Source organism: Rhodococcus sp. YL-1, assembly GCF_001942025.1.
Classification (GTDB): domain Bacteria; phylum Actinomycetota; class Actinomycetes; order Mycobacteriales; family Mycobacteriaceae; genus Rhodococcus_F; species Rhodococcus_F qingshengii.
This window is the reverse complement of record NZ_CP017299.1, coordinates 667953-689005: the sequence shown is the minus strand read 5'-3', so window position 1 is coordinate 689005 and position 21053 is coordinate 667953. Positions and strand designations below refer to the sequence as shown.

Below are 21053 nucleotides of genomic sequence, written 5' to 3'. Positions count from 1 at the left end.
CGGTAGAGCCGCTCCCCTGTCACCATGTCGAGTACTTCTCTCAACTTCGCAATGCCAAACAACCGTCCCGGGCTCAGCACCATATCGGGCGTGCTCGACTACAGTCCCCTTCATGGGACGGACCTGCAGAGTCGGACATGTGGCGGCATCGTGAGTAGAAGCGATGAGTGAGGTTTCTCCGGCCGTCAATCGTTCATCATTTCGCCGCTTCCTCACGGCCGCGGTAATCAGTTCGGCCGGCTCGTCGGTGACAGTTGTGGCGATGCCCATTTTGGTAGTGCAGCTTCTAGACGCGACGCCCTTCGAAGTCGGTATGGTGAACGCGGCTCAGTTGATTCCTTATGCGGTGCTCGGGTTGTTCGCGGGGGTTTACGTCGATCGGTGGCGGCGCAAGCCAATCCTCGTGTGGGCCAGCGTCGGTCGGGCGGTAGCACTCGGGACTGTTCCGCTCCTGTGGCTCGCCGGGCTTCTGCACATCTGGGTTCTGGTCATCGTGTTGCTGTTGTTCGGCTCCTTCTCGGTGTTCGGTTTCGCTGCGATGCAGTCCTTGTTACCCCGGCTGGTTCCACGCAGCCAACTGGTGAAAGCAAACGCTCGACTCGACCAAGCCGACGCAGCAGCAACGACATTGGGGCCAACGGTCGGAGGCGGACTCATTGGCCTGCTCGGCGCTCCCGTGGTGATTGCCGTCGACGCAATCAGCTATCTCGCTGATGCCGCACTCAATTCCGGTCTCGACGTAGACGAGCCGCGACCCGCTTCTCGCTCCCGCAACCTGATGAACGAAATGCGTGAGGGTCTGAGATTCACCTACCGCCACCGCACTCTCAACCCGCTCGCAATATCGACACACGTGTGGTTCCTCGCCAACGGAGCCGCGTTCACTGTGCTGTCTCTCTTCGCCCTCCGCTCACTCGGGTTCAGCGCCTACACATACGGCCTGCTTCTGACGACGTTCGGTGTCGCAAGCCTCCTCGGAGCGTCCAGTGCACATGCGATCGGCACGCGAATCGGACCAGGACGAACGGTCATCCTCGCCCGCTCGCTGTATCCCCTCACCTGGCTTCTCGTTACCTTCGCGACCGACACACTTGTTGGCCATCTCCTTCTCTTCGCAGCTCTTGGCCTGCAGGGCTTGGCAGCAGGCGCGGAGAACGCGAACGAGATGGGCTATTGGCAAGCGCTCACTCCGGATGAGCTTCTCGGGCGCGTGAATGCCGCCCGGCGTTCCGTCAACCGCACCATGGCCGCCCTCGGTGCCGTGACAGCAGGCCTGTTGGTCGGCGCGATCGGCGAACGCCCCACCCTGATCGGCGTCACCATCGTGTTCGCAATCGCGGCAGGCACACTGGCGTTCTCGCCGCTGCGACACTCGGCGCGGGATCTCTAACCTCGGCGTTCAGCGCAGGTTTACCTCCGCGGCGGCCGAGTTCTCTGACAGCGTGTAATTCCTAGGGGCGTCCGTTCCAGGTGCAGGTCATGTTGACACTCGCAGATAGCATCCACGCATGCACGTCGACATCGAGGGCGCCACCCGGATCGCCCGCCTCGCCGCAGAATTCGACTGGACCTGGGCCGTCGACGACCTGGAACCATTCTGCGCACAGGCTGGATGGGAGCTCGTCGAACTCAGGCATGCTGGCGGCTCGATTCGGACGAACTTTCATGTCGGCCGGCCGACGGCGAACATGTTCGGGCGGCAACATAGAATGGATTCGATCTCGATCTTAGTCACGGACGTGGCAGATGATGCTACGCCCTTGACCGTGGTGCGTCCGTTGCTGGTCGAAGGATTCACGAACCTCGATGTGGCACTAACTGCACTCCTGGGGACAGCCACGAGCGCCGAACCTGAGGCAACTATCCGGTGGGATCTGCCGAAAGCGGTCATCACACTGAACCTGGGTGTCAGTGCGATCCACCTGCATCTGAAGAGTCCGGGATATCAGGCATGGGCGGATGAGCCCGAACCGGAGTACGAGGACGAGGACTAGCGATCGAGGTCATCTCCTGACCAGCTTCAGTCGAATTTTGTTGCCAGGAAGAATATTTCAGCAGAACGGCCAAAGTCGGTTCGCCTGGTCGCATCGCACTGTGGCCCCAAGCGATCCGAAACGTCGAAGTCGATCGCCTGGACGCTGTACGTGTCTAGATCCGCGGCCCCCAGGACATGCGATGTTGAGGTCTATGGTTATTGACGCGCCTCGCTCCCGATGTTCGGTGACGGTCCAACCTGCGGCGGGGGCAAGAGCCTCGACGCCATAGCTGCAACGCTCGGCTTCGGCAGATCCTCGGTCAGCCGCGCACTCCTGACGGTGCTGAGAAGATGAAAAGTGGGTCGGACAGGCTCTCACGAAACGCATGATTCACCTACGGCTGGAAGAGATTCCGGACGAAGGAGAGGCTTTCGGGGAGCGCTGCCCGCATCGTCTCGATATGACCGTTCGGATATGTGCGGAATGTGACTGGCTGGCGGTTGGCGGCGAGTTCGGCCGCGAGTTTCAAAGCCAGCGGTGCCGGCACCATCTCGTCCGTCAGCCCCTGCCCGAGGAACACTGGCCGGTCGTACCCGGTCGTCGGGATCTCCAGCATGCCGCGAGCAGCAGCCAGCACCGCGGGATCGTCGAGGGGCCGGTTCACCAGATCGCCGATCGTGACGTCGCCGAGGCCCGATGCCATGTCCTGGTAGCAGTCGGTTTCGGCTCGGGCCAGGGCATCCGTGCCGCGTGGTGTCAGGTAGCGATCGATGTCGAGATCGGGTCGCGCCGCCCGGAGTCCGGCCAAGAGGTACGAGACGAACACGGTGCTGCCGGTCAGTGGCAAGCGGGGAAAGTCCGACCCCACGAGTGGTGCAAGGTTCTCCAGATTGGACGGCGCCCCGGTCGCGACCGCGCCCCGGTAGTCCAGTTCGGGTGCGTACCGTGTGGCGATCGCTGCCGCGACCATAGCGGCCTGCCCGCCCTGAGACTGTCCGAGTGCCAACCACCGCGGTGAGAGCGACGGTTCGACCGCACGCGCGGCACGCACCATGTCGATCACGCTGTGCGCCGCCGACGGTCCGTCCAGGTACGCGTGGATTCCCGGCGTGCCGAGCCCCACGTAGTCGGTCGCGACGATCGCGTAGCCCTGCGAGAGCCAGTTCGTGAGGTACGGACTGCCAACGGTCCCGGTCACGGTGGGAGCGCACTGGTCGGAAATACCTACAGTGCCGTGAGCCCACGAGATGACCGGCCAGCCGCCTTCGGGTGGGTCGCCGGGGGGCAGGAAGAGCGCGCCCGTACTCAACGCGGGCCGGTTCAGCGGTCCTGTGGACCAGTACGTGAGCTTTGATGCGTTGGCGGCGCCCGGAATCCAGAAGGAGTGCGGCAGGGAAGTTGCCGCGGTCACTGTGCCCGGCGTCGTGATTGGCGCCGGTTCCTGCGCGTGGACGGGCGCGGTCGAGACGGCCGCGAAGGCGAGCGCGATCACCATCAATACTTGGCCGAGCCGTCGTCGGATCATTGCACCGCTCCCCGGATTCATCCGCGTGTACGCCGACTACCATTCTGCGCGAACCGGAGGTGCCGGTATACCGGTTCGACTATCTTCGGGTGCCGCTCCTGCAGTCGAGGGGCCAGCGGACTGTGCGCGACGAAGAACTTACAGCCGAGGTCAGCCGAGCATACCGAGAACTATTCGGTCTACGGTGCACACAAGGTGTGGCTGGAAATGCGTAGTGAGGGCATTGATGTGGCACGGTGCACGATTGATGGTTGTCTTCGGGCTCGAATGCGCACGAAGAGGCATGACCAACCAAGCGCACCGCCATCGCCGATCCACAAGGACATCGCGCGGACGATCTGGTGCAGTGAGGTTCAACCCTGTGACGCCAAAATGTTGTGGGTCGCCGATCTACTTACGTTTCGGCGTGGTCGGGTTGGGTTTATGTCGCGTTCGTGATGGATGTGCACTCACGGCAGATTCCGGGCTGGAGGACGGCTAGGACGATGATGACATCGTTGGTGGCTGATGCGATTGGACATGCGATCTGGACCCAACGGCGAGAAGGGATTACGTACTGTCTGGACGCACTCATGTCTGTGGCGTCACCACCCCAGACGCGCAACAGATTTGACGCCCGATTCGTGAAAGCCCCATCTCGATCGACGAGAGTGTTGTCGAGATCGAGCAGAAGGGCCATGGCCGAGAGGTCTATAGCCGAGCAACCTCTGCGACGATGTGGTGATGACCGACAAGGTTGACCCAGTACAGCCCACTGAGCTTCTGTGGTTCCGAGGTGATTGCCACATCCACTCGATCTACTCCGATGGGGAGCAAACTCCACCGGAATTGGCGGAGACCGCTCGTCTACTGGGATTGCACTTCGTGGCCACTACCGATCACAACACAACCGCGGCTCACCACGCGTGGCAACAAGAAAACATCGCTCAGGAGTTCGCAGTAATCCTCGGAGAAGAAGTCACCACCCCTCACGGACATTGGCTCGCTCTCGGACTCCCACCCGGACATCTCGTTGACTGGCAGTACGCCGACGTCGTCGGTCTCCACGCCCAGCGTGACCTCGTCCACGACGCCGGAGGAATATGCGTCGTGGCACACCCATACGCGCCCTACCCGTCAGGTACCTTCGCTTACTCGCACGTCGGGTTCGATGCCGTCGAAGTCTGGAACGGTACTTGGGAGTCCGATCTACCGTGGCAAGCAGACAACGAACGAGCCCTTGCACATTGGGCACGTCAGTTAGTTGTCGACGTTCCAGCCGGGCGCTGGACCCCCGCGATCGGCAACAGCGATACGCATCTGAGAAGCCAGATGGGCTTACCCCACAATGTCGTTGCAGCCGAACGATTGAACACAGACGATCTCCTGACATCCATCAAAGCTGGCCGGACTTGGATCTCAGCCGCAACCACCGTCGACCTGTCGTTCATGGCAACTTTTGACGATCAGTGCGCACAGATCGGCGACGAGCTCGATACACATGGCAAATCGGCCACGGTTCAGGCCACCGTCCACGGCGTGCCGTTCGGCACCGTCACCATTCACACCGATGCAGGACCAATTCACTCAGAATCGTTGCCCGGCAGCGGAACCTGCGAACTGTCGCGTCCTGTCCCTCCAACTTCGACGTTCGTCCGCGCAGAGGTGCGTTCACGAACCGGTCACATGGCCGCACTCAGCAACCCAGTCATCTTGAGGGACAGGAGAACACCTTCACAGGAGAACCTCTGACGAAGACGGTTCAAGCGATAGCCGACGCGCAATGAAACGCGGCCCGCGACCGCTCCGACTACGGCCCCGGGAGGTTGACTGGCGGATGTGCAGCATTCGAAACGTACAGTATTCCTTCACAGCAATTGCGGTAACTCGAATTCGATCGTTGTCGGAGCCAGGCCGAACTCGGGATATGCCACGGTGATCCACAAGGGCCCCTGAGGGGGCGGGCTGAGAAAGTATTCGCCGCCGGTGGTGATGCCGAACAGGTTCTCGGCGATACCACGCCACGAACGGCCACTGTACAACCACGGCTCATTCGGGTCGTCGGGGTAGTCGCCGGGGTGGGTCGAGTTCGCGAGAATCGGCCCGGTGATGGTGTCGACAATGAGTCGAATTCTGTGCGGTTCACCGGGTTTGATCCGGGATCCGAAATTCATCTGTTCGTTGCTCGGCTGGGCGAGGGAGGGCATCTCCTCGGGCGTGGGTTCGTGCGCTACGACATGGAATGCGAGCCCGGTACGAAATAGCTGCAGGTTGGTCAACCGGAGATCGAGGCTGGGGTCGGCGGGGAACGGTAGGGATATGTCGTATGAAGCGCGAAGGTTGGAATCGGCTTGCGGGAGTCGCCGCCAGTCGGGGAGATCTCGGCTACGAATCAGTTGTTCGGTACGAGATCGTTCAGGACGGTTCAGGGCATCGAGCTTCTCCCTCAGTACCGGGTCCGGAATTTGTTCGCCAGCCAGCCGCAAGACCTGACCACTGCGCAGTACGTGCGCATCCCACTGCGGAGTGGACCGTACGTAGGCGAAATTGATACGTTCCGACATCTTGTGATCCTCTCGCCGCCGGGTGTTACAAGATCGTATTCCGCCGCCGACCGGCTGCAGACTCAGCCAGACCAAATCTGTTCCACAATCATTCTTTACGTTGGAGGACCATGGAAGGATGCTGAGATGCGTACGTTGATCGCAGCGGGGGCTGCAACCTTCTTGATTGGTGGTCTTATCTGCGTTGGCTTCGTGCTTTGGTGGCTCGGACAACCGACCCATTGCTCTTCGTACGCACCTCTGACATCGCAGATCACGGATCCGACCAACTTACCTACGATCTCCCTCTGCCCTGGCAGTGATGAGAGCCCGACGCTGTATCTCATCGTCGGGCCACTGGCCAGCGCTGCGGTCGGAGCGCTCACTGGGTTCGTTGTCTGGCGCAGCGGAGTTCAGTTGTCGCGCACCCGGTAATTTTTACCCTTCTCACTACCGACCTCGCGGCCTTGTGCTGAAGCGGCATGTGCTTCACCAACCCAAATTCACCACGTATGGAAGCGATACCGCAGGTTGTCGACTCGATGCGCTCGGCGACGACCTCGACGAACTGCTCTCCTATCTAGACGCCTGGTCCGAGGCGATCGTCGATGCCAACTCCTACCCCAAGCGGATTTCCGGGATCTACTACCTCGGCGGTGGCCCGCACGGTTCCGGGTTGACCATCGATATCGCAGCTGATCTGTACGAGGGCAGGGCGTGAATGATGGCCGTAACCCATTCTCAGCTAGGCCAAATCTGTTGCACGATCATCCACAGCCACTCACGGACAGGCTGAGGAAACGGGCTCCAGTACAACCACCAATTGTCCACAACGAACCTTCCTCAATTGTGCTGTTGCACTGAATAAGTGACGACCCGGCGGGTTGACTTCGTCAGCGGACTTGTCGAGCGCAAACCTTTGAATGCTGGGTGTCTGAGTCCGCCGTCGGTGCACTCCCGGTATTCCACTTCGCACACCTAAAGCGGTCCAAATCCGCGTTACCAGACCAGCGCGGCTCACGGATGGACGGACGTAGCACGATAACGGTAGCCATCCTGGTGCGCATCGGAACCGTACTGCGCAACAAGGTCCTCATATTCAAGGTCCACTAGCTGGCCTGGAGTCAGGACGCGGTACCCAGTCGCCACAATCTCGGAGTAGAACACCCAACAACCGCCGGGAATTTCGGCGGCGTCGAGTACACCCCAGCCTTCCTCGGCGTGGAACTCACGGACGACTGCGCTTGCCCGGAGCGGCGGCGGGTCCTCGAACGTGGTTTCGGCAACGAGGTCCGAATCCGTAATCTCAGTGATGGTGCCGTCAGGATCGATGTTCCAGGCTGTGGCCCCGGTGAATGTCGGCTCTCGCCCCGGAAAGCTCTGTGGGCCGAAGACCGAGATACCGGCCGCGATGACCGCCAATGCCGTCAGCGCATATCCCCATCGCCGGGAATTTCGGGAGCCCATGCCATGGACGCTACAGGCACCACTACGCCTAGTAGGGGCTGCTCGAATCGTGGGTCGTCGAGCACGGCGTCTATGCGGCAGTCGGCAACAATCTGCGCGATTGCCGCTCGTCCGCAGCGATGGTGGCGAAATGTGGATGATCGTCGTTTGTTCCCTGGAGCAGTGGGTGGCCGCAATCTCGTCTTCCACGCATCCTCGAGTGCGGCTCGTAGAACCGGTCCCGGTGATGGCCCAAGGAATGTACGAATGCGCCAGGCGGTGATGCCGAGGGCAATGGCGATCGCGAGAGCGAGCGCCTTGGCTGGATATAGGCCCGCCGGCGAATAGCGTCAGTCATGATCGGGTTTTTCCTTCTAGAGATTCCCGGTCTGGAGCCTCGCCGGTTGTCGCCGGTGGGGCTCCTGCGTTGTGTGGGTCAGCTCGTTACGCCGCGTTAAGAACCTGAAAACTCGGTGAGCAAACCTTCCTTTCCCAGGTGAAGCGGCGGATTATCGAAGTGGTCGCGCATCTGGTTACCGCGCGGCATGTCGAGCGCGCCTGAAGGCACAACGGGCCGGGAGGTCACATGCTGCTACATCAATCGATCGGGTTGGAGCGCTTCAACGAACTACCGCGGCAGAAGGCAGTTCACGCATTGTTCGAGTGCTGCTGCTCGCTGACGTGGGCCGGGTGGGTCAGCGACGGACGTCCGTTCGCCGACCACGCGGAGATCCTCTCGCGCGCCGAGGACGCGATTCTCAACCTCTCGGACGTCGACGTCGAACGCGCCCTGCAATGCCATCCACCGGTCGGCGTCCGTAGGAACAGCGTGCCGTCCCACCTCGAGCAATGCTCGATCTGGGTTCCGGACGACGCCGTCATGGCAACCATCTATCGCGCCGGCGAGGAGTACGAGCGAAACTTCGGCTTCCGGTATCTGTGGTGTTCGCACGGCCACGACGCCGACGACCTGCTCGAGAACATCGGCCAGCGCATGTCCAACGAACGGTCCGTCGAGCGCAAGGTCTGCGTCGACGAGCTCGCCAAGATCACGCGGACGAGGATCGAGCGCATGCTCGGGCCCGAGGACGGTTATCCCGAGTACTGAAAAGAAAAGCGGGTGCAGCGCTTTCGCGCCGCACCCGCTTTCATGCTCTGAATCGATCAGAGATCGAACTCGGCCGGAGAGATTCCGACTGCAAAACACATGTCGCGTACGACGCCGCGCTCGTGCTCGTCGAAGTTGCCGTCCGCGCCGCCGATGATGATGCCGATCTGGATGACCGCGCGGGCCTGATCCTGCTTCGACTTGAGCTTGGCGATGGTCGCGGTTGCCTCGACCTTGCCGAACTCGTAGTCCGAGGACAGCTTGCTGCAGTACCAGTCGAACTGCTCACGAAGCTCGTCCGGCGGGAAGACCGCGAGCGACTCGTTGCTCATGATCAGCGCGGCGGTCTTCTGACGCTCCGACGGATCGATCGAACCGTCTGCGGCGGCGATCAACGCGCACATTGCCATGCTCGCGTTCTTGAATTCCTTGTTCTGGAACTGGCTGGTCTTTGTCTTGAGCTGGCCGTTCATCTCCTGAGCCTTAGCCTTCAACTGATCCCAGAATGCCATGAGTCTCCTCGAGTATTGCCGCCACACACCGCGCGTGGTCGTACCACCACTCTGCCTGTGCGCTCGGCAATCCGCCATCGGCCGCTAGGTGCGGTCGAACACTGCCAGAATTCGCGACTCGGAGATCGGGTCGAGCACGTCCGGGGTGAAGTGCCATTGCGTGCGGGTCCACGGATCGTGAACCTCCGTCTGCCCTGCTGCCGAAAGATGTTGGCACCCCTCGGACAGCGCGGCGACGGATTCTTCCGCGAAGTTCGACTCGTCCTCTCCGACAATCAGTATCGACAAACCGATTCCCGGTCCGCGTTCGGCGAGGAACATGATGGTCTGTGCGTCTTCGGCGGAATATCCGTGCGGGAAATCGCTGAGGATCAACAGTCGTAGGGAACTCGGGCCATCTGCGACACCACTCATTCGCGCGAGTTCGCCCATGTCGACGGCCTCGGCCAGTGCCCGCAAGCGCGCCGAGATCTCGGTGTGAGCGGTGATGACCGGCCCCGCGAGCATCGGTGCCAGTCGGTCGGTCAGTGGCGTGAGCGAGCCGGTCAGGTCGACGACGTCGAGTAGCGGCATCGGGCCGGCGGCCATGACGCGCACGGTGACGGCACTGATCAGACCGAGCGCTGCTTTGCTCGACGTACTGTCCACCCAGATCGGCCGGCGCAGTGGCAACGGGACGCAGTAGGGAACGGTGAGCGTGCCGCGGTCCGGAGCCGACAGCTCGCCAAGACGCATTCCGTCGCTGACGGCCGTGATCTGGGCCGGATCGGTTGTACCCGCCCAGGATACCGACTTCCACGACGCCATCGACCGTGGGAGCACGCCGTCGATCACACCGAGTTCGTGCGCAAGCTGAGCGCTGTCGCGGGCGTGGTTGTCCCGTGCGAGTGAGACGAGGTCGTCGTGACGCTTCTGTGCGGCGTCGCGCGCCGCCACTCCCGCTGCCGAGTTCCGCAACGACGGATCTGCGACGGCAGCGGTCAGATCTTCGTCCAAACGGGCAAGCGCGTACTCGCTGCTGGAGACGAAGGAAGCGGCAGATCGTGAGGCATCCTCGAAGATCATCCACGCGCGCTCGAGGCCTCGGCCCACCTCCAACGGCTCCACGGCGGAGTCCCACGCGGGCGCGGCTGTCGGAGCTGGTTGTGCCGGCTCGTCGTCCACCTCGACGCCGTGCACCGAGATCAGTTCCGCCAGACCACCCGCATAGCCCTGCCCTACGGCCCGAATCTTCCAGGCACCGGACTTTCGGTACAGCTCCCAGCAGATGACCGCTGTCTCGGTACCTGCGGTGGGGATCGCGAATTCGGCCAGGACCGAACCGGATTGATCGCTCAGGGTGGCGGAGAGCCCGGCCGTGCGAAAGGCGCCCGCGGCCGTCGCTGCCGGATCCACGCTGACGATGCACAACACCGCTGCCGCATCGGGGTGAAGTCGATCGAGTTCCATCCGGATGCCACTCTCGTCGAGTTGCACTCCAGCGGTGGATGGTTGGTTGTAGAACACGAAGTCCGCGGACGCCAATGCCCGCAGGTTCGCGTCCGCTACCAGCGCCGACACGTCGAACGGCGTCTGGCTCTCGGCTCGAAACGTCACCACGGGCGCCTGCAGCGGCGCGTTCTGTCCGGGAACAAAAGTCATACCCACAGCAGCGAACTATGCCATGACCGGGCTCTCTCGGTCAGCCTTGCACGTCCGCCACCACTAGATCGGCCACCGCGGTCATCCCAGCGTCCGTGAAGTGCAAGCGTTGCGCCGTCGACTCCGAGAACAGGCCTTCGAACCAACGCTGATCTGCACTCGCACATGCGTCGTGCCCGCCGGCGATGCTCGCCGCCGCAATGTCGACAGTGCGCACACCGTGGGCGTGGGCGACCTCGTCGAACTTCGTGTTGTAGCGAGCGAAGTAGTCCATGAACCAGGATGCGTCGGCGTCTGAGAACGGAATGTTCGGCCAGCATCCGCGAGAGGAGATCATGCCGCCCTCACCGATCAGGTAGATGCGAGCGTTAGGCGCGCGCTGCGTGACCGCAGTCAGGATGCGATCCAATTCTCCGGCAGCCCGGTCGATTCCGGATTGGGCGACGGAATTCGCGAGCGGGTCGTACCGGCATCCACGATCGGTTCCTGGCCCCGGAGCGACGCACAGGGGGCCGAGGAAGATGCTGTTGGAGTCGTTGCCGCCGATCGAGATGGTGATCAGGTCGGTGTCCGGGTGAACGGCATCGAGTTGGACAGGCCAGTAGTTCGGAATCAGCTGTGGAGTGTCGATGATGTTCTCGGCGCGTGCCGCGCTGCAAGAGACGTCGGCGAACTCCGCGACCTCGAGTGCCCGAGAGATCTTGCCCGCGAAGTTCTCGTACGAACGCGAACAGGCGTCGGGGTACATCGGTTCCAGCCTTGGGCCGGAGGCGCGGGAGTCACCGAGGGCGACGTACTTGATCCCGGTGCCGGATAGACCTGACAGCGTTTCCGACTGCGGCACCGAAGCCTGCGCGATTCCGGTGCTCACGAGCGCCAGCACAACGCCTGCGACGGCCGCCGCCCGACCGAGAAGTTTCCCTCGAATGATCATCTACTGTGCCAAGTCCTCTCGCGCACGGCCGCTCGACTGACGGCTCGACATGCCGCATGAGGTTAACGCACAGAGGGGGAAACGATGTCCGGTTCGACGGACGGCGATCGAAATCACCTACCGCCGAACCGGATTCATCTCGACTATGCAGTCTCGACTCAAGCAGTGAGGAAACGGCCCAGCTGCGGCGCAGCTTCTCCTGCGTGCTTGGCCTGGATACCTTCACCGATGGCCTGCAGCTTCCATTCACCGTTCACGCGGTACACCTTTGCCATCACCATTCCGGTGAAAGCCATGCCGCCCTGGAGCGTGTATCGAGCGAGCTCGGAGTTGGTGGTGCTGTCCACGAGACGGCAGAAAGCGTTGGAGACCTGCTCGAACGTGTGTCCGCGGTACGAGGTCACGGTGAAGATCACGGTGGTCACGTGAGCCGGGACCCGCTGCAGATCGACGAGCATGACCTCGTCGTCGCCGTCTCCGTCGCCGGTCAGGTTGTCACCCATGTGACGGACCGAGCCGTCCTTGGACGTCAACTGACCGTAGTAGCAGACGTCGACGAGGTTGCCGTCGGCGTACAGGAGTGCCGAAGCGTCGAGGTCGACGTCGGCGGTACGGCTTCCGAACAGGCCGCTCTTCTTGATCGGATCCCAACCCAGACCCATCTGGATCATGGTGAGCGCGACGCCGCCCTCCTTGCGGAGTGTGACCTTCTGGCCCTTGGTCAGGCTGACGGGGCGTCCCTTGACCAGGCTCACCTCGGGCTGCTGCGCCGGCGGCTGGTTCTGCACGGGAGGCGCCGGGGGCGCCTGGTTGTACGTCGGCTGCTGGTTGTACGTCGGCTGCTGGTTGTACGCAGGCTGCTGCGCCGGCGGGTAGGCCGGCGGCGTCGGTCCCTGGTTGTAGGCAGGCGGCTGGTTGTACGCGGGCGGGGCCGGCGGAACCGGCGGCGCGTTGTACGAAGGCTGCTGCTGCGGCGGCTGGTTGTACGCCGGCGGTGTAGGAGCGACGGACGAGGGCGGGGTGATCGGCGCCGGAGCCGCGACCGGAGTGGGAGGCGGCGGTGGTGCATCGTCGACGGACACACCATGATCGGTGACCAGCGCGGCAAATCCACCCGCGTACCCCTGGCCGACGGCGCGCACCTTCCATGCACCCTGGCGTCGGTACACCTCGAGCGCGATGACGATGGACTCGGTGGTGAGGCCGTCGATCACGTACTCGTACAACACGTTCCCGGCCGCATCGGAGACCCGAGCGGTCGGTGCAGCAGTGCGCCCGAAGTTCGACGAAGCGTCGTCGAGCGTGATGACGGCGCGAACCTGCTCGATATCGGCGGGTACGCCGGCGAGTGAGACTCGGAGTGAGGCAATGCCACCCGGGTTGGGTACCAATTGCACGCCGGGTCCGGTCGGCTGGTTGAAGAAGACGAAGTCGGCGTCGGAACGAACTTTTCCGTTGCTCGTCACGAGGAGTGCAGACAAGTCAGCGGCCGCAGCCAGCTGAACCGAGACAACTACATCCGAGACGTCCAGCGGGCCGTTCTGCCCTTTGGCAAGCGATACAGACAACTAAATCCCCTTCATAGAGAGCGTGTATTACCCGAGCGCGGAAGAGAACCACCGCAAGATCTCCGCGCTCGCTGCGATACCGGACCTTTCTGTCACAGTAACGGTCGGCCGTTGCCAATTCAGTTCTTCCAGCTCACCGTGCCTGGGCCTGATCGCGAAATCGGAGTATTCGAGCATATCCGCATCCAATGCGCCGTCACCAGCCGAGATCACGACGGCGGACTGATCCAGATCACCCGACTCGACCAGTCTGCGGCGCACCTCTGCCAGCGCTCGTGACTTCGAGACCGCGTCGGGCATCGTGTAGATCTTGCGGCCTTGACGCGAGACGTTCCAGCCCCGCGTCACGCACCACCCATTCCATTCGGTTTCGAAATCACTCGGCATCACGGCCAGATCGACGACCAGGTATGGAAACAGGTCGTCGGCAACACGAATGGAGCTGACCCAGCTCGAGTCGATCCGCGATTCCAGTTCCGCCTGAACCTGCGGCAACTCGGCGCCGGACTTACGGGTCGAACGGTCGATCTCGTTTCGCCAGTCGCGATCGGCTTCGCCGTCTACGAGGATGTTTCCGCCGTTGCTCGTGATCGCGTACTTCCACGGTCCGCCGGGAAGATCGATCCGCTGGAACTGCGCAATGGTCCTGGTCGTCGTCGGAATTACCGGAACCCGCGAGCTGAGCGCGGTCAGCAGTTCGATCGATTCGACGCTCATGTGCGAGAGCGGACCGCCGTTGTAGTATTCGACGCACAGCGGGCTCGGTGCCGAATCCAGGTCGGAGCCACTGGGATCGCCGCCGATCGCGGCCTGCGAATAGATCATCGTGCGATCCAGATCCGTGGCGATCAGGACCTGGGACGCAGCGGTGTCCACACGGCTCACGTGATGTCCTTGATCAGGCCGACACACGAGTAGGCGAGATCCGGGACGACCTCGACCGGGACCCCACGGGCCTGTGCCAACAACCGGATGTGTGCGTGCTCCGGGGCTTCGAGTTCGCGCACCAGAACCTTCCAGGGAAGCCGGCGCAGCAGCACCCTGGTTGTTTCTCCGACACCGGGTTTGACGAAGTTGACCGTCGAGATCCCGTACTCGGCCTGCACCTTCTCCACCGACTCCCAACCGGCCCAGGTCGGCGTCCGATCGGAATCGAGCACTGCAGCAAGAGAATCCGCTGCGTCGCCGCGAACCGAATCGAACTCGGCCGAGACCACGTCGAGCAACCTGTTGGAAACGTCGACGTCGGCGAGGTCGGCGTAGAACTTGGCGCCGTGGAAATCGCCGGGCCCGATGAGGGTGTCGTTGAGGACAGTTCGTGAGACCAAGCCGGACACCGTCGAATTGAGGCACGCCGACGCGATCAGGAAGTCGTCACGGGTCCCGTACGTTCGCACGCAGTGTCCGGGGTCGGCGAGAACAGCCAGATCGGAGTCGAACTTCGCTCCGCCTGCCTCGTGGTACTCCGTCAACGCTGCGTCGAGTTCGCGGGCGATGGCGCCCTTGCCCGTCCAGCCGTCGACGAAGACGACGTTCTCCGAGTCGTGATGGTGCGCAAGATAATCGAGTGCGACGGAATCGATTCCTTTGCCACGGACGATGGACACCGCATAGTGCGGCAACGTCAACCCGCGGGTCTGCTGGGCCCAGCGCCGCATCAGAATCCCGATCGGTGTTCCGGCCCGGGCGAGTGAGACCAGCGTGATGTCACTCCCCCGCTCGGCCAAGACCAGGTCCATCACGGTCCCGACAGCGCGCGCCAACCGTGGAGCGCTCTCGGCGAGCACCGTCTCGAAAAGATCCCGGTATGCCTGATCGGGTTGGTACTCGATGGGAAGAGACTCGGCATAGTGCGCCTCACCCGACTGAATACGCTTCTCGCGCACGGATACATCCGCTTCGAGATCCACGTGCGAGAGATCCTTGAGCAGCCACTTCACTTCGCCCGGCGCGTACGAACCGAATTCGGGCCCGACCAATGGTTCGTTCATGACGAGCTCCCTGCTCTGGAATCTCGCAGCGCCGACGGATCGGCCCCGCGAACGGTGGCGACCAGGACGTCGGTGCCGGAGTTCCGCAACACCTCGACCACTCCGTCCATCGCCGTCAACCGATCGGTGTCGGCGGGCTCGTCGATGACCAGCAACGCAAGGGCGTCGACCGCCGCATCAGGCCACTGCGCGTTGTAGACGAATCGAGGCTCGTTCTCGCCCAGTTCGGGCGCCGGAAAGGTGAACCCGCGACGCAGCGGGTATCCCGGCACGTCAACGACGTAGGCGGGTGAACGCGTCGTGGTCTGGTAACGAACTGCTCGCCCAGAGCTTTCCAAGCCCGCAGCGATGCGCAGTGGCAGGTACATCAACTCCTCGTGACCGATCACGATCACAGCACGCGACGCGTCGATCGACGATCCGAGAATGGACACCGCTGCCTCGACGGCTGACTCGAATGCCGCGGTGTCGCCGTCGAGAAAGCCGTGCCTGCCACCGTCGGGGACATGTGCCGGCCACGGCAGATCCATCTGAGACAGCGTGCCGCGGCGATCACCGATCGGATTGAGATCGGGAGCATCCAGCGCCGTGACGCGCTCGGTCAGGCCGTCGGGCAGGACCGTCGAACCCGAAGCGAGAGAGACGTAGTCGATTCGTACATTCAACTCTGCCGCCGCGGCTTCGCCGGCGACTCGGTGTTCCTCGGTTCTCATGTCCACCAGCGAGGCCACGACGTAGCGGCTTCGCGGGCATTGCCCGTGCAGCGCCCGGATGGCATCGATCGCGGTGGCGCCGGTGGAGATCTCGTCGTCGACGAGGACCAGAGGCAGGTCGTTCTCGAACAGTTCGGCGGACGTCGGCTGCATCAGATGGCTCGTGGCGTGCGAGTGCCCCTCCTCGAATCCGGCGAGCGTCGTAGCCCCTGGTACGTCTCGGCGCGTGGAGTGCAGGTAGCAGTGAGCGTGCAGGCGAGCTGCGACGCAGTGGCCCAAACCTGTTGCGGTTTCGGCAAACCCGAGAACGACGACGTCGACACCCTCACCGAGGGTGGTCCGCACCAGATCGCCGAGGTCGTCGGCAGCGCCGATGACCACGGACGGCTCGGTGGGCACGTGCTTTCCCAGCACGGTGGACACCAGCAGATGAGCGCGACGCGGATTCCGCCGAAGTCCCGGGATCACCAGATCGGGCACCGAATGCCCGAGTGACGAATCACCGTGAACGAGGTCCAAGCCGAATTCTGCTGTAGCCCAGGGAACGTCCTTGGACTGGACAAGCTCTGTCATCGATCGACCAACGCCGTCAGCAACTCGACGAACGTGATTCCCTTGTTGGTCACACCGAACACGTGAGCTCGGAGCGCAGTCTGATGGGCCCAATTGCGGTGCGGCTTCATCTCGTTCATCTTGTTCCGGTAGCCGGACGCCTGAACTCCCCCGGCGTCGGCACCGAGAATGTCGAGGGCATCGTGATATTCCTCGTGCGTGACAGCGGACAGTGCATTGACCGCTGCGACGTGCGACGGGTGGATGACCGTCTTGCCCTGGATTCCGTTGGCTCGGTCCAGCGCGATCTCACGGAGCAGACCGTCGAGGTCGCGGCTGACGAGATGCTGACGGAACCGGACGGCGTCGTGTTCCTCGAACGGGGTGGCGCGCAGCATCGGCCGGAACATGCGTTCGTGATCGGCGAAGTACTCCCACACGGGCCCGGTGATGACAAAACCCGAACCGTCCGCGCGCCCGAGATAGTTGACGATGTCGGCGATGACGTCGACCACCACGCGCACGTCGTAGATGGTCAGATCGCGGTCACGACGGATGCCGAAGGTGCTGCACATGTCGGTGGCGCCGATGCGGACGGCAAGGATTCGATCGCGGTGTTGCGCGAGAATCCCACTGATGGTGCGCAATTCGAGATCGCGAGTATCGCGGTGCACAAGCGCGGGTGATTCGAGTACCGGCATCGCGTAGAGATGCTTGCCCAGCAACTCGGATGCGTCCGCGACGGCGTCGAGAAACACGGGGCCGGACTCGCTGCCGAACTTCGGGATGACGAACCCGGTGAGCGCGGCGCGCCCCTCGGTCAACGACGCGGCGACCTTGTGGATGTCCGCGACTTCACGGACCCGTACGAACAGCAGCATGCCGACGGCGTCGGTGGACGCGATCTTGTCGAGAGCGTCAACCGCGTTCGCTCGCGCCGACTCCACCTCGTGATCCGCGACGGCGTCCTCGAGATCAAGCACCATCGAGCTGACGCCCTCGGACGCACGCTTGACCACGATGTCGGCCAACCCGGCTCGGGTGGCAGGAACGTAGAGAGTTGCACCCAGAGCAATCGCGAGCAGATCCCTCTCGTCGGAATCCGCGAACGATCGAGGCGCATGCAGGAACAGTTGCTCCCGCACGTCATCCTCGAGATGTTGAAAGTGCTGCATTTCTCTTCTCTCTGTAACCGCAATCAAGTCCATGAAACGACCCCCTGTGACAACGCGTCGAGCAACTCCGATCCCCCGATCGGCCCGACCATTCAGTTTTTGCCGGCTCGCGCCCGCATCTTCTCGACAACTTCGGTGATGAACGTCGATACCGAGTCCAGCTGTAATACATACGACCAGTAGTCCGGATGAGTTCCCGACAGTGACGCACTCGCTCGCTCGATCCTTGCTAGTTGAGCATCGAGTACGGAGCCCCACTCCGCCACCAACCCTTGGTTAACAGCGAACATCTGGGCGTCTTTCAGCCGGAAACGAACCTCACGTTCCTTTTGGCTCGGATCTGCCCGGACTGCACGCAGAGTAGCGAGACGGTCCGTCACGGCGTCGGCACACGCTTCGGCGTCGGCGAGGTGCACGCGGGCTTCGGCCATCAAAGCCAGTGCATGTTCGGGGTTTCCCGCAGCCAGCGACTGCTTCGCTTCCTTGAGATCGATGTCGGCCTGATCGATATGCGCTCGGCTGCGACTGCTGTTGTCGACGAGGTCAGCAGAACTCGCGGCGTTGAACTCGCGCAGCAATGCGGAGTACGCCGGATCCAGGCGGTCCACTCGAGTGCGCACTGCCGACAACCTGGTCGAGACCGAGGAAATCGTCATCTCGGCACGGTGCTGGGTCGACGGGGCTTCTGCCAATGCTTCCTCGAGCGCCGATACCGCTTCGCGGACACTCTCGGCCCGCGTGCGGACTGCGTCGGCGCGACCGGATGAGCGCGCATTGTCGAGCGCTGCAACCGCGTCGTCGAGGTGTTCGGAGGCCGTCACCACCGACGGGTACTCGCGATAGCGCTGATCGGTGGCAGCCAGTTTTTCCCGGACGGCGTTCGCCAGGGTTCGGGCCTGCTGGCCGAGGACGGGAATGGCGGACATCGTGACCGTCGCCTGCTCGAGGTGCGCACGATGCCCGTTGTAGAAGGCGTCGACGCCCTTTGCCGCCTCGACGAGTTCGGCTACCGACTTTTCGAACGCCGCCCGAGCACCGTTCGGGTTCTGGTGAAGTACCTGATCGTTGCCATAGCGCTCGGATGTGTCGAGGTAGTCCGACGCAGCCTGGAAGCACCGATCCCGAACGGGTTCCCACGCAGCGCGCAGCCCTCGCTCGGGGTACAGCTCGGCGGAAGCGTCGACTGCTGCCGACGCGATGGTCTGCCGCTTGTCCATGTCGAGGAACGCCGAAACCATGGCCGTCTGCGCCTCCCGCGCACGACTGACCGACTCCCCCACTCTTGCCCCCCGATTGAAGCGCTCCGACCATCTTCCCACCACGATTGAATCCTACGGGTCCAGCACTTCGCTTCTCGGTTCGTAATTCTGCTGTTACGGCGAACACACCGGAACTGCGGTTAGGGTGGTGGAGGTAAACACACTCCCAAGACGACTTCGCGTCGTAGTGGGCCTTGTCTCTCCTCTTGAAAGGACCCCTGAATGGGCGTCAGCTTGACCAAAGGCGGCAATGTCTCTCTCACGAAGGAGGCCCCGAACCTGACTGCAGTGGTCGTCGGCCTGGGCTGGGACGCACGTTCCACCACCGGAGCTGCTTTCGACCTCGACGCCAGCGCAATCGGCGCAGGCTCGAACAAGAAGGTCCTCTCCGACCAGCACTTCATCTTCTTCAACAACCTCCGTTCGCCCGACGGCTCGATCGAGCACAAGGGTGACAACACGGACGGCGAAGGCGAAGGCGACGACGAGCAGATCGACGTGAACCTCGCAGCGGTTCCTGCCGAGGTCGAGAGCGTTGTCTTCCCCGTCTCGATCTACGACGCAGAAGCTCGCTCGCAGTCCTTCGGCCAGGTCCGCAACGCGTACATCCGCGTAGTCGACAAGTCGAACGGCAACGAGCTCGCTCGTTACGACCTCTCCGAGGACGCTTCCACCGAGACCGCCATGGTCTTCGGTGAGCTGTACCGCAACGGTGCAGAGTGGAAGTTCCGCGCAATCGGCCAGGGCTACGCGTCCGGCCTCGCGGGCATCGCGCGCGATTACGGCGTCAACGTCTGATCTTCGCTCTCGACGAGCTGACTCGGGGAAGGTTCCGCAGTAGTCTGTGGAACCCTCCCCGTTTTCACGTTCGGATGCGGTGAGAGACCGCTTGCAGTAACCACTCTGCATTGACCAACTAGAAAGGGCCACGCTCCGTGGTACTGCGAATATTCGGTTTATCCATCGCAATTTCGATCCTCGCGATGATCGTTGCGTTCATCTACGGCGGACCTGAGGCACTGTTCCTCGTCATCATCCTGTCGATTCTGGAAATCTCGCTTTCCTTCGACAACGCCGTCATCAACGCCACTGTTCTGCAGAGAATGAGTGAATTCTGGCAGAAGATCTTCCTCACCATCGGCGTCATCATCGCCGTCTTCGGTATGCGTCTGGTGTTTCCACTCGTGATCGTCTGGGCTGCATCCGGTCTCGGACCCGTTGCTGCACTCGATCTGGCATTGAACCCGCCTGCGGACGACGCCGCGTACTTCGCCAACGGCGAGCCGAGCTACGAAACCATCCTCACCGACGCTCACCCGCAGATCGCTGCCTTCGGTGGCATGTTCCTGCTGATGCTCTTCCTCGGTTTCATCTTCGAAGAGCGTGAGATCACCTGGCTGTCTTGGCTGGAGAAGCCCCTCGCTCGCATCGGCAAGCTCGATCAGCTCTCCGTCGTCGTGGCCGGCATCGTCCTGGTTCTCAGTGGTTCTTTCCTCGCTGCTGACGACAAGGTTTCCACCGTCATGATCTCCGGTGTTCTGGGCATGATCACCTACATCGCGGTCAACGGACTGGGTGAACTGTTCAACCTGCCGGAAGAAGGCGAAGAGGAAGAAACCGCCAAGTCCGGCGGCCCCACGCAGCTCGCGAAAGCGACCGGTAAGGCCGGCTTCTTCCTGTTCCTCTACCTCGAGGTCCTCGACGCGTCCTTCTCCTTCGACGGCGTCATCGGCGCATTCGCCATCACGGCAGACCCGATCATCATCGCCCTCGGCCTCGGCTTCGTCGGCGCGATGTTCGTCCGTTCCATCACGGTCTTCCTGGTCCGCAAGGGCACGCTCTCCGATTACGTCTACCTCGAGCACGGTGCGCACTGGGCCATCGGCGCTCTGGCCGTCATCTTGATGGTGTCCATCGGCGTTCACATCAACGAGATCATCACCGGCCTGGTCGGTGTCTTCTTGATCGGCGCTGCTTTCATCAGCAGCCTCATTCGCAACAAGCGAATCGCGAACGAAGATCCGAAGTTAGACGAGAACACTCCGGCAACTGTCTGACGTTCTTTTCACGAAACGCCCGCGACCAATTGGTTGCGGGCGTTTTGTTTGTTATGCCTGAATTGAAACTCTCT

Annotated in this window: 20 protein-coding genes; 8 read left to right on the top strand and 12 right to left on the bottom strand. The window is 62.4% G+C overall.

The window, feature by feature from the left end; genetic code table 11:
- The first annotated feature begins 163 nt into the window (after positions 1–163).
- Together BH682_RS03220 and BH682_RS03215 are read left to right on the top strand one after the other, a co-directional pair.
- Positions 164–1390 carry an MFS transporter gene (locus tag BH682_RS03220; RefSeq protein ID WP_075832037.1) on the top strand — a complete coding sequence of 409 codons (1227 nt, stop codon included), beginning with the start codon at positions 164–166 and terminating at the stop codon, positions 1388–1390.
- A gap of 118 nt (positions 1391–1508) precedes the next feature.
- Positions 1509–1994 (top strand): DUF6301 family protein, encoded by a 486-nt coding sequence (locus BH682_RS03215; RefSeq protein ID WP_075832035.1) that lies wholly within the window; start codon positions 1509–1511, stop codon positions 1992–1994.
- A 376-nt stretch (positions 1995–2370) separates the two neighbouring features.
- Here BH682_RS03215 and BH682_RS03210 read toward each other — a convergent pair whose 3' ends face one another.
- A complete protein-coding gene (locus BH682_RS03210) occupies positions 2371–3501 on the bottom strand; it encodes a lipase family protein (RefSeq protein ID WP_223304571.1) in 1131 nt (376 codons plus the stop codon).
- A 377-nt stretch (positions 3502–3878) separates the two neighbouring features.
- Between BH682_RS03210 and BH682_RS37265 the strand changes: the two genes are divergently transcribed.
- Both BH682_RS37265 and BH682_RS03200 read left to right on the top strand, forming a co-directional pair.
- Positions 3879–4241, top strand: a complete 363-nt coding sequence (locus BH682_RS37265; protein WP_372026219.1) for a DDE-type integrase/transposase/recombinase — start codon at positions 3879–3881, stop codon at positions 4239–4241.
- Positions 4225–5232 (top strand): CehA/McbA family metallohydrolase, encoded by a 1008-nt coding sequence (locus tag BH682_RS03200; protein ID WP_167349900.1) that lies wholly within the window; start codon positions 4225–4227, stop codon positions 5230–5232. The genes BH682_RS37265 and BH682_RS03200 overlap by 17 nt, the downstream gene beginning before the upstream one ends.
- Positions 5233–5348: 116 nt before the next feature.
- Here BH682_RS03200 and BH682_RS03195 read toward each other — a convergent pair whose 3' ends face one another.
- Positions 5349–6044 (bottom strand): hypothetical protein, encoded by a 696-nt coding sequence (locus BH682_RS03195; protein ID WP_075832031.1) that lies wholly within the window; start codon positions 6042–6044, stop codon positions 5349–5351.
- A 463-nt stretch (positions 6045–6507) separates the two neighbouring features.
- On the opposite strand from BH682_RS03195, the gene BH682_RS03190 reads away from it, so the two are divergent.
- Positions 6508–6744: a hypothetical protein gene (locus BH682_RS03190; protein WP_054826767.1), complete on the top strand. Its 237-nt coding sequence runs from the start codon at positions 6508–6510 to the stop codon at positions 6742–6744.
- A gap of 296 nt (positions 6745–7040) precedes the next feature.
- On the opposite strand, the gene BH682_RS35655 is transcribed toward BH682_RS03190, so the two are convergent.
- Positions 7041–7490 carry a hypothetical protein gene (locus BH682_RS35655; RefSeq protein WP_003941092.1) on the bottom strand — a complete coding sequence of 150 codons (450 nt, stop codon included), beginning with the start codon at positions 7488–7490 and terminating at the stop codon, positions 7041–7043.
- A 565-nt stretch (positions 7491–8055) separates the two neighbouring features.
- Here BH682_RS35655 and BH682_RS03180 point away from each other — a divergent pair.
- Positions 8056–8577 carry a 2-oxo-4-hydroxy-4-carboxy-5-ureidoimidazoline decarboxylase gene (locus BH682_RS03180; RefSeq protein ID WP_003941084.1) on the top strand — a complete coding sequence of 174 codons (522 nt, stop codon included), beginning with the start codon at positions 8056–8058 and terminating at the stop codon, positions 8575–8577.
- A gap of 56 nt (positions 8578–8633) precedes the next feature.
- Here BH682_RS03180 and BH682_RS03175 read toward each other — a convergent pair whose 3' ends face one another.
- The 9 genes from BH682_RS03175 to BH682_RS03135 all read right to left on the bottom strand — a co-directional run bounded on the left by BH682_RS03175 (position 8634) and on the right by BH682_RS03135 (position 18901).
- Entirely contained in the window at positions 8634–9089 is a 456-nt protein-coding gene (locus tag BH682_RS03175) for a tellurite resistance TerB family protein (RefSeq protein ID WP_003941110.1), read from the bottom strand.
- A gap of 84 nt (positions 9090–9173) precedes the next feature.
- On the bottom strand, positions 9174–10730 hold the full coding sequence (locus tag BH682_RS03170; RefSeq protein WP_083954638.1) for a TerD family protein: 1557 nt from the start codon (positions 10728–10730) through the stop codon (positions 9174–9176).
- A 40-nt stretch (positions 10731–10770) separates the two neighbouring features.
- Entirely contained in the window at positions 10771–11664 is an 894-nt protein-coding gene (locus tag BH682_RS03165; protein ID WP_075832027.1) for an SGNH/GDSL hydrolase family protein, read from the bottom strand.
- 158 nt (positions 11665–11822) lie between these two features.
- Entirely contained in the window at positions 11823–13232 is a 1410-nt protein-coding gene (locus BH682_RS03160) for a TerD family protein (RefSeq protein ID WP_003941186.1), read from the bottom strand.
- Positions 13233–13259: 27 nt separating this feature from the next.
- On the bottom strand, positions 13260–14117 hold the full coding sequence (locus tag BH682_RS03155; RefSeq protein WP_007727039.1) for a hypothetical protein: 858 nt from the start codon (positions 14115–14117) through the stop codon (positions 13260–13262).
- The gene (locus tag BH682_RS03150; RefSeq protein ID WP_003941082.1) at positions 14114–15223 is read right to left on the bottom strand and encodes a cysteine protease StiP family protein; all 1110 of its coding nucleotides are present in this window, start codon (positions 15221–15223) and stop codon (positions 14114–14116) included. Before BH682_RS03150 ends, BH682_RS03155 begins: the two co-directional genes overlap by 4 nt.
- Positions 15220–16509 (bottom strand): phosphoribosyltransferase family protein, encoded by a 1290-nt coding sequence (locus BH682_RS03145; protein ID WP_075832025.1) that lies wholly within the window; start codon positions 16507–16509, stop codon positions 15220–15222. The genes BH682_RS03150 and BH682_RS03145 overlap by 4 nt, the downstream gene beginning before the upstream one ends.
- Positions 16506–17663 (bottom strand): HpcH/HpaI aldolase/citrate lyase family protein, encoded by a 1158-nt coding sequence (locus BH682_RS03140; RefSeq protein ID WP_042950575.1) that lies wholly within the window; start codon positions 17661–17663, stop codon positions 16506–16508. The genes BH682_RS03145 and BH682_RS03140 overlap by 4 nt, the downstream gene beginning before the upstream one ends.
- A gap of 92 nt (positions 17664–17755) precedes the next feature.
- Positions 17756–18901 (bottom strand): hypothetical protein, encoded by a 1146-nt coding sequence (locus tag BH682_RS03135; RefSeq protein WP_007727045.1) that lies wholly within the window; start codon positions 18899–18901, stop codon positions 17756–17758.
- Between the two features lie 243 nt (positions 18902–19144).
- Here BH682_RS03135 and BH682_RS03130 point away from each other — a divergent pair, with 243 nt between their 5' ends.
- Together BH682_RS03130 and BH682_RS03125 are read left to right on the top strand one after the other, a co-directional pair.
- Positions 19145–19720, top strand: coding sequence for a TerD family protein (locus BH682_RS03130; protein WP_003941199.1), 576 nt, complete (start codon positions 19145–19147; stop codon positions 19718–19720).
- A 137-nt stretch (positions 19721–19857) separates the two neighbouring features.
- On the top strand, positions 19858–20979 hold the full coding sequence (locus BH682_RS03125; RefSeq protein WP_046377871.1) for a DUF475 domain-containing protein: 1122 nt from the start codon (positions 19858–19860) through the stop codon (positions 20977–20979).
- The last annotated feature ends 74 nt before the right edge of the window (positions 20980–21053 follow it).

Coding starts and splice junctions, on each gene's coding strand:
- BH682_RS03220 (WP_075832037.1), top strand. CDS start 164: ATGAGTGAGGTTTCTCCGGCCGTCAATCGTTCATCATTTCGCCGCTTC.
- BH682_RS03215 (WP_075832035.1), top strand. CDS start 1,509: ATGCACGTCGACATCGAGGGCGCCACCCGGATCGCCCGCCTCGCCGCA.
- BH682_RS03210 (WP_223304571.1), bottom strand. CDS start 3,501: ATGATCCGACGACGGCTCGGCCAAGTATTGATGGTGATCGCGCTCGCC.
- BH682_RS03200 (WP_167349900.1), top strand. CDS start 4,225: ATGACCGACAAGGTTGACCCAGTACAGCCCACTGAGCTTCTGTGGTTC.
- BH682_RS03195 (WP_075832031.1), bottom strand. CDS start 6,044: ATGTCGGAACGTATCAATTTCGCCTACGTACGGTCCACTCCGCAGTGG.
- BH682_RS35655 (WP_003941092.1), bottom strand. CDS start 7,490: ATGGGCTCCCGAAATTCCCGGCGATGGGGATATGCGCTGACGGCATTG.
- BH682_RS03180 (WP_003941084.1), top strand. CDS start 8,056: ATGCTGCTACATCAATCGATCGGGTTGGAGCGCTTCAACGAACTACCG.
- BH682_RS03175 (WP_003941110.1), bottom strand. CDS start 9,089: ATGGCATTCTGGGATCAGTTGAAGGCTAAGGCTCAGGAGATGAACGGC.
- BH682_RS03170 (WP_083954638.1), bottom strand. CDS start 10,730: ATGACTTTTGTTCCCGGACAGAACGCGCCGCTGCAGGCGCCCGTGGTG.
- BH682_RS03165 (WP_075832027.1), bottom strand. CDS start 11,664: ATGATCATTCGAGGGAAACTTCTCGGTCGGGCGGCGGCCGTCGCAGGC.
- BH682_RS03150 (WP_003941082.1), bottom strand. CDS start 15,223: ATGAACGAACCATTGGTCGGGCCCGAATTCGGTTCGTACGCGCCGGGC.
- BH682_RS03145 (WP_075832025.1), bottom strand. CDS start 16,509: ATGACAGAGCTTGTCCAGTCCAAGGACGTTCCCTGGGCTACAGCAGAA.
- BH682_RS03140 (WP_042950575.1), bottom strand. CDS start 17,663: ATGCAGCACTTTCAACATCTCGAGGATGACGTGCGGGAGCAACTGTTC.
- BH682_RS03135 (WP_007727045.1), bottom strand. CDS start 18,901: ATGGTTTCGGCGTTCCTCGACATGGACAAGCGGCAGACCATCGCGTCG.
- BH682_RS03130 (WP_003941199.1), top strand. CDS start 19,145: ATGGGCGTCAGCTTGACCAAAGGCGGCAATGTCTCTCTCACGAAGGAG.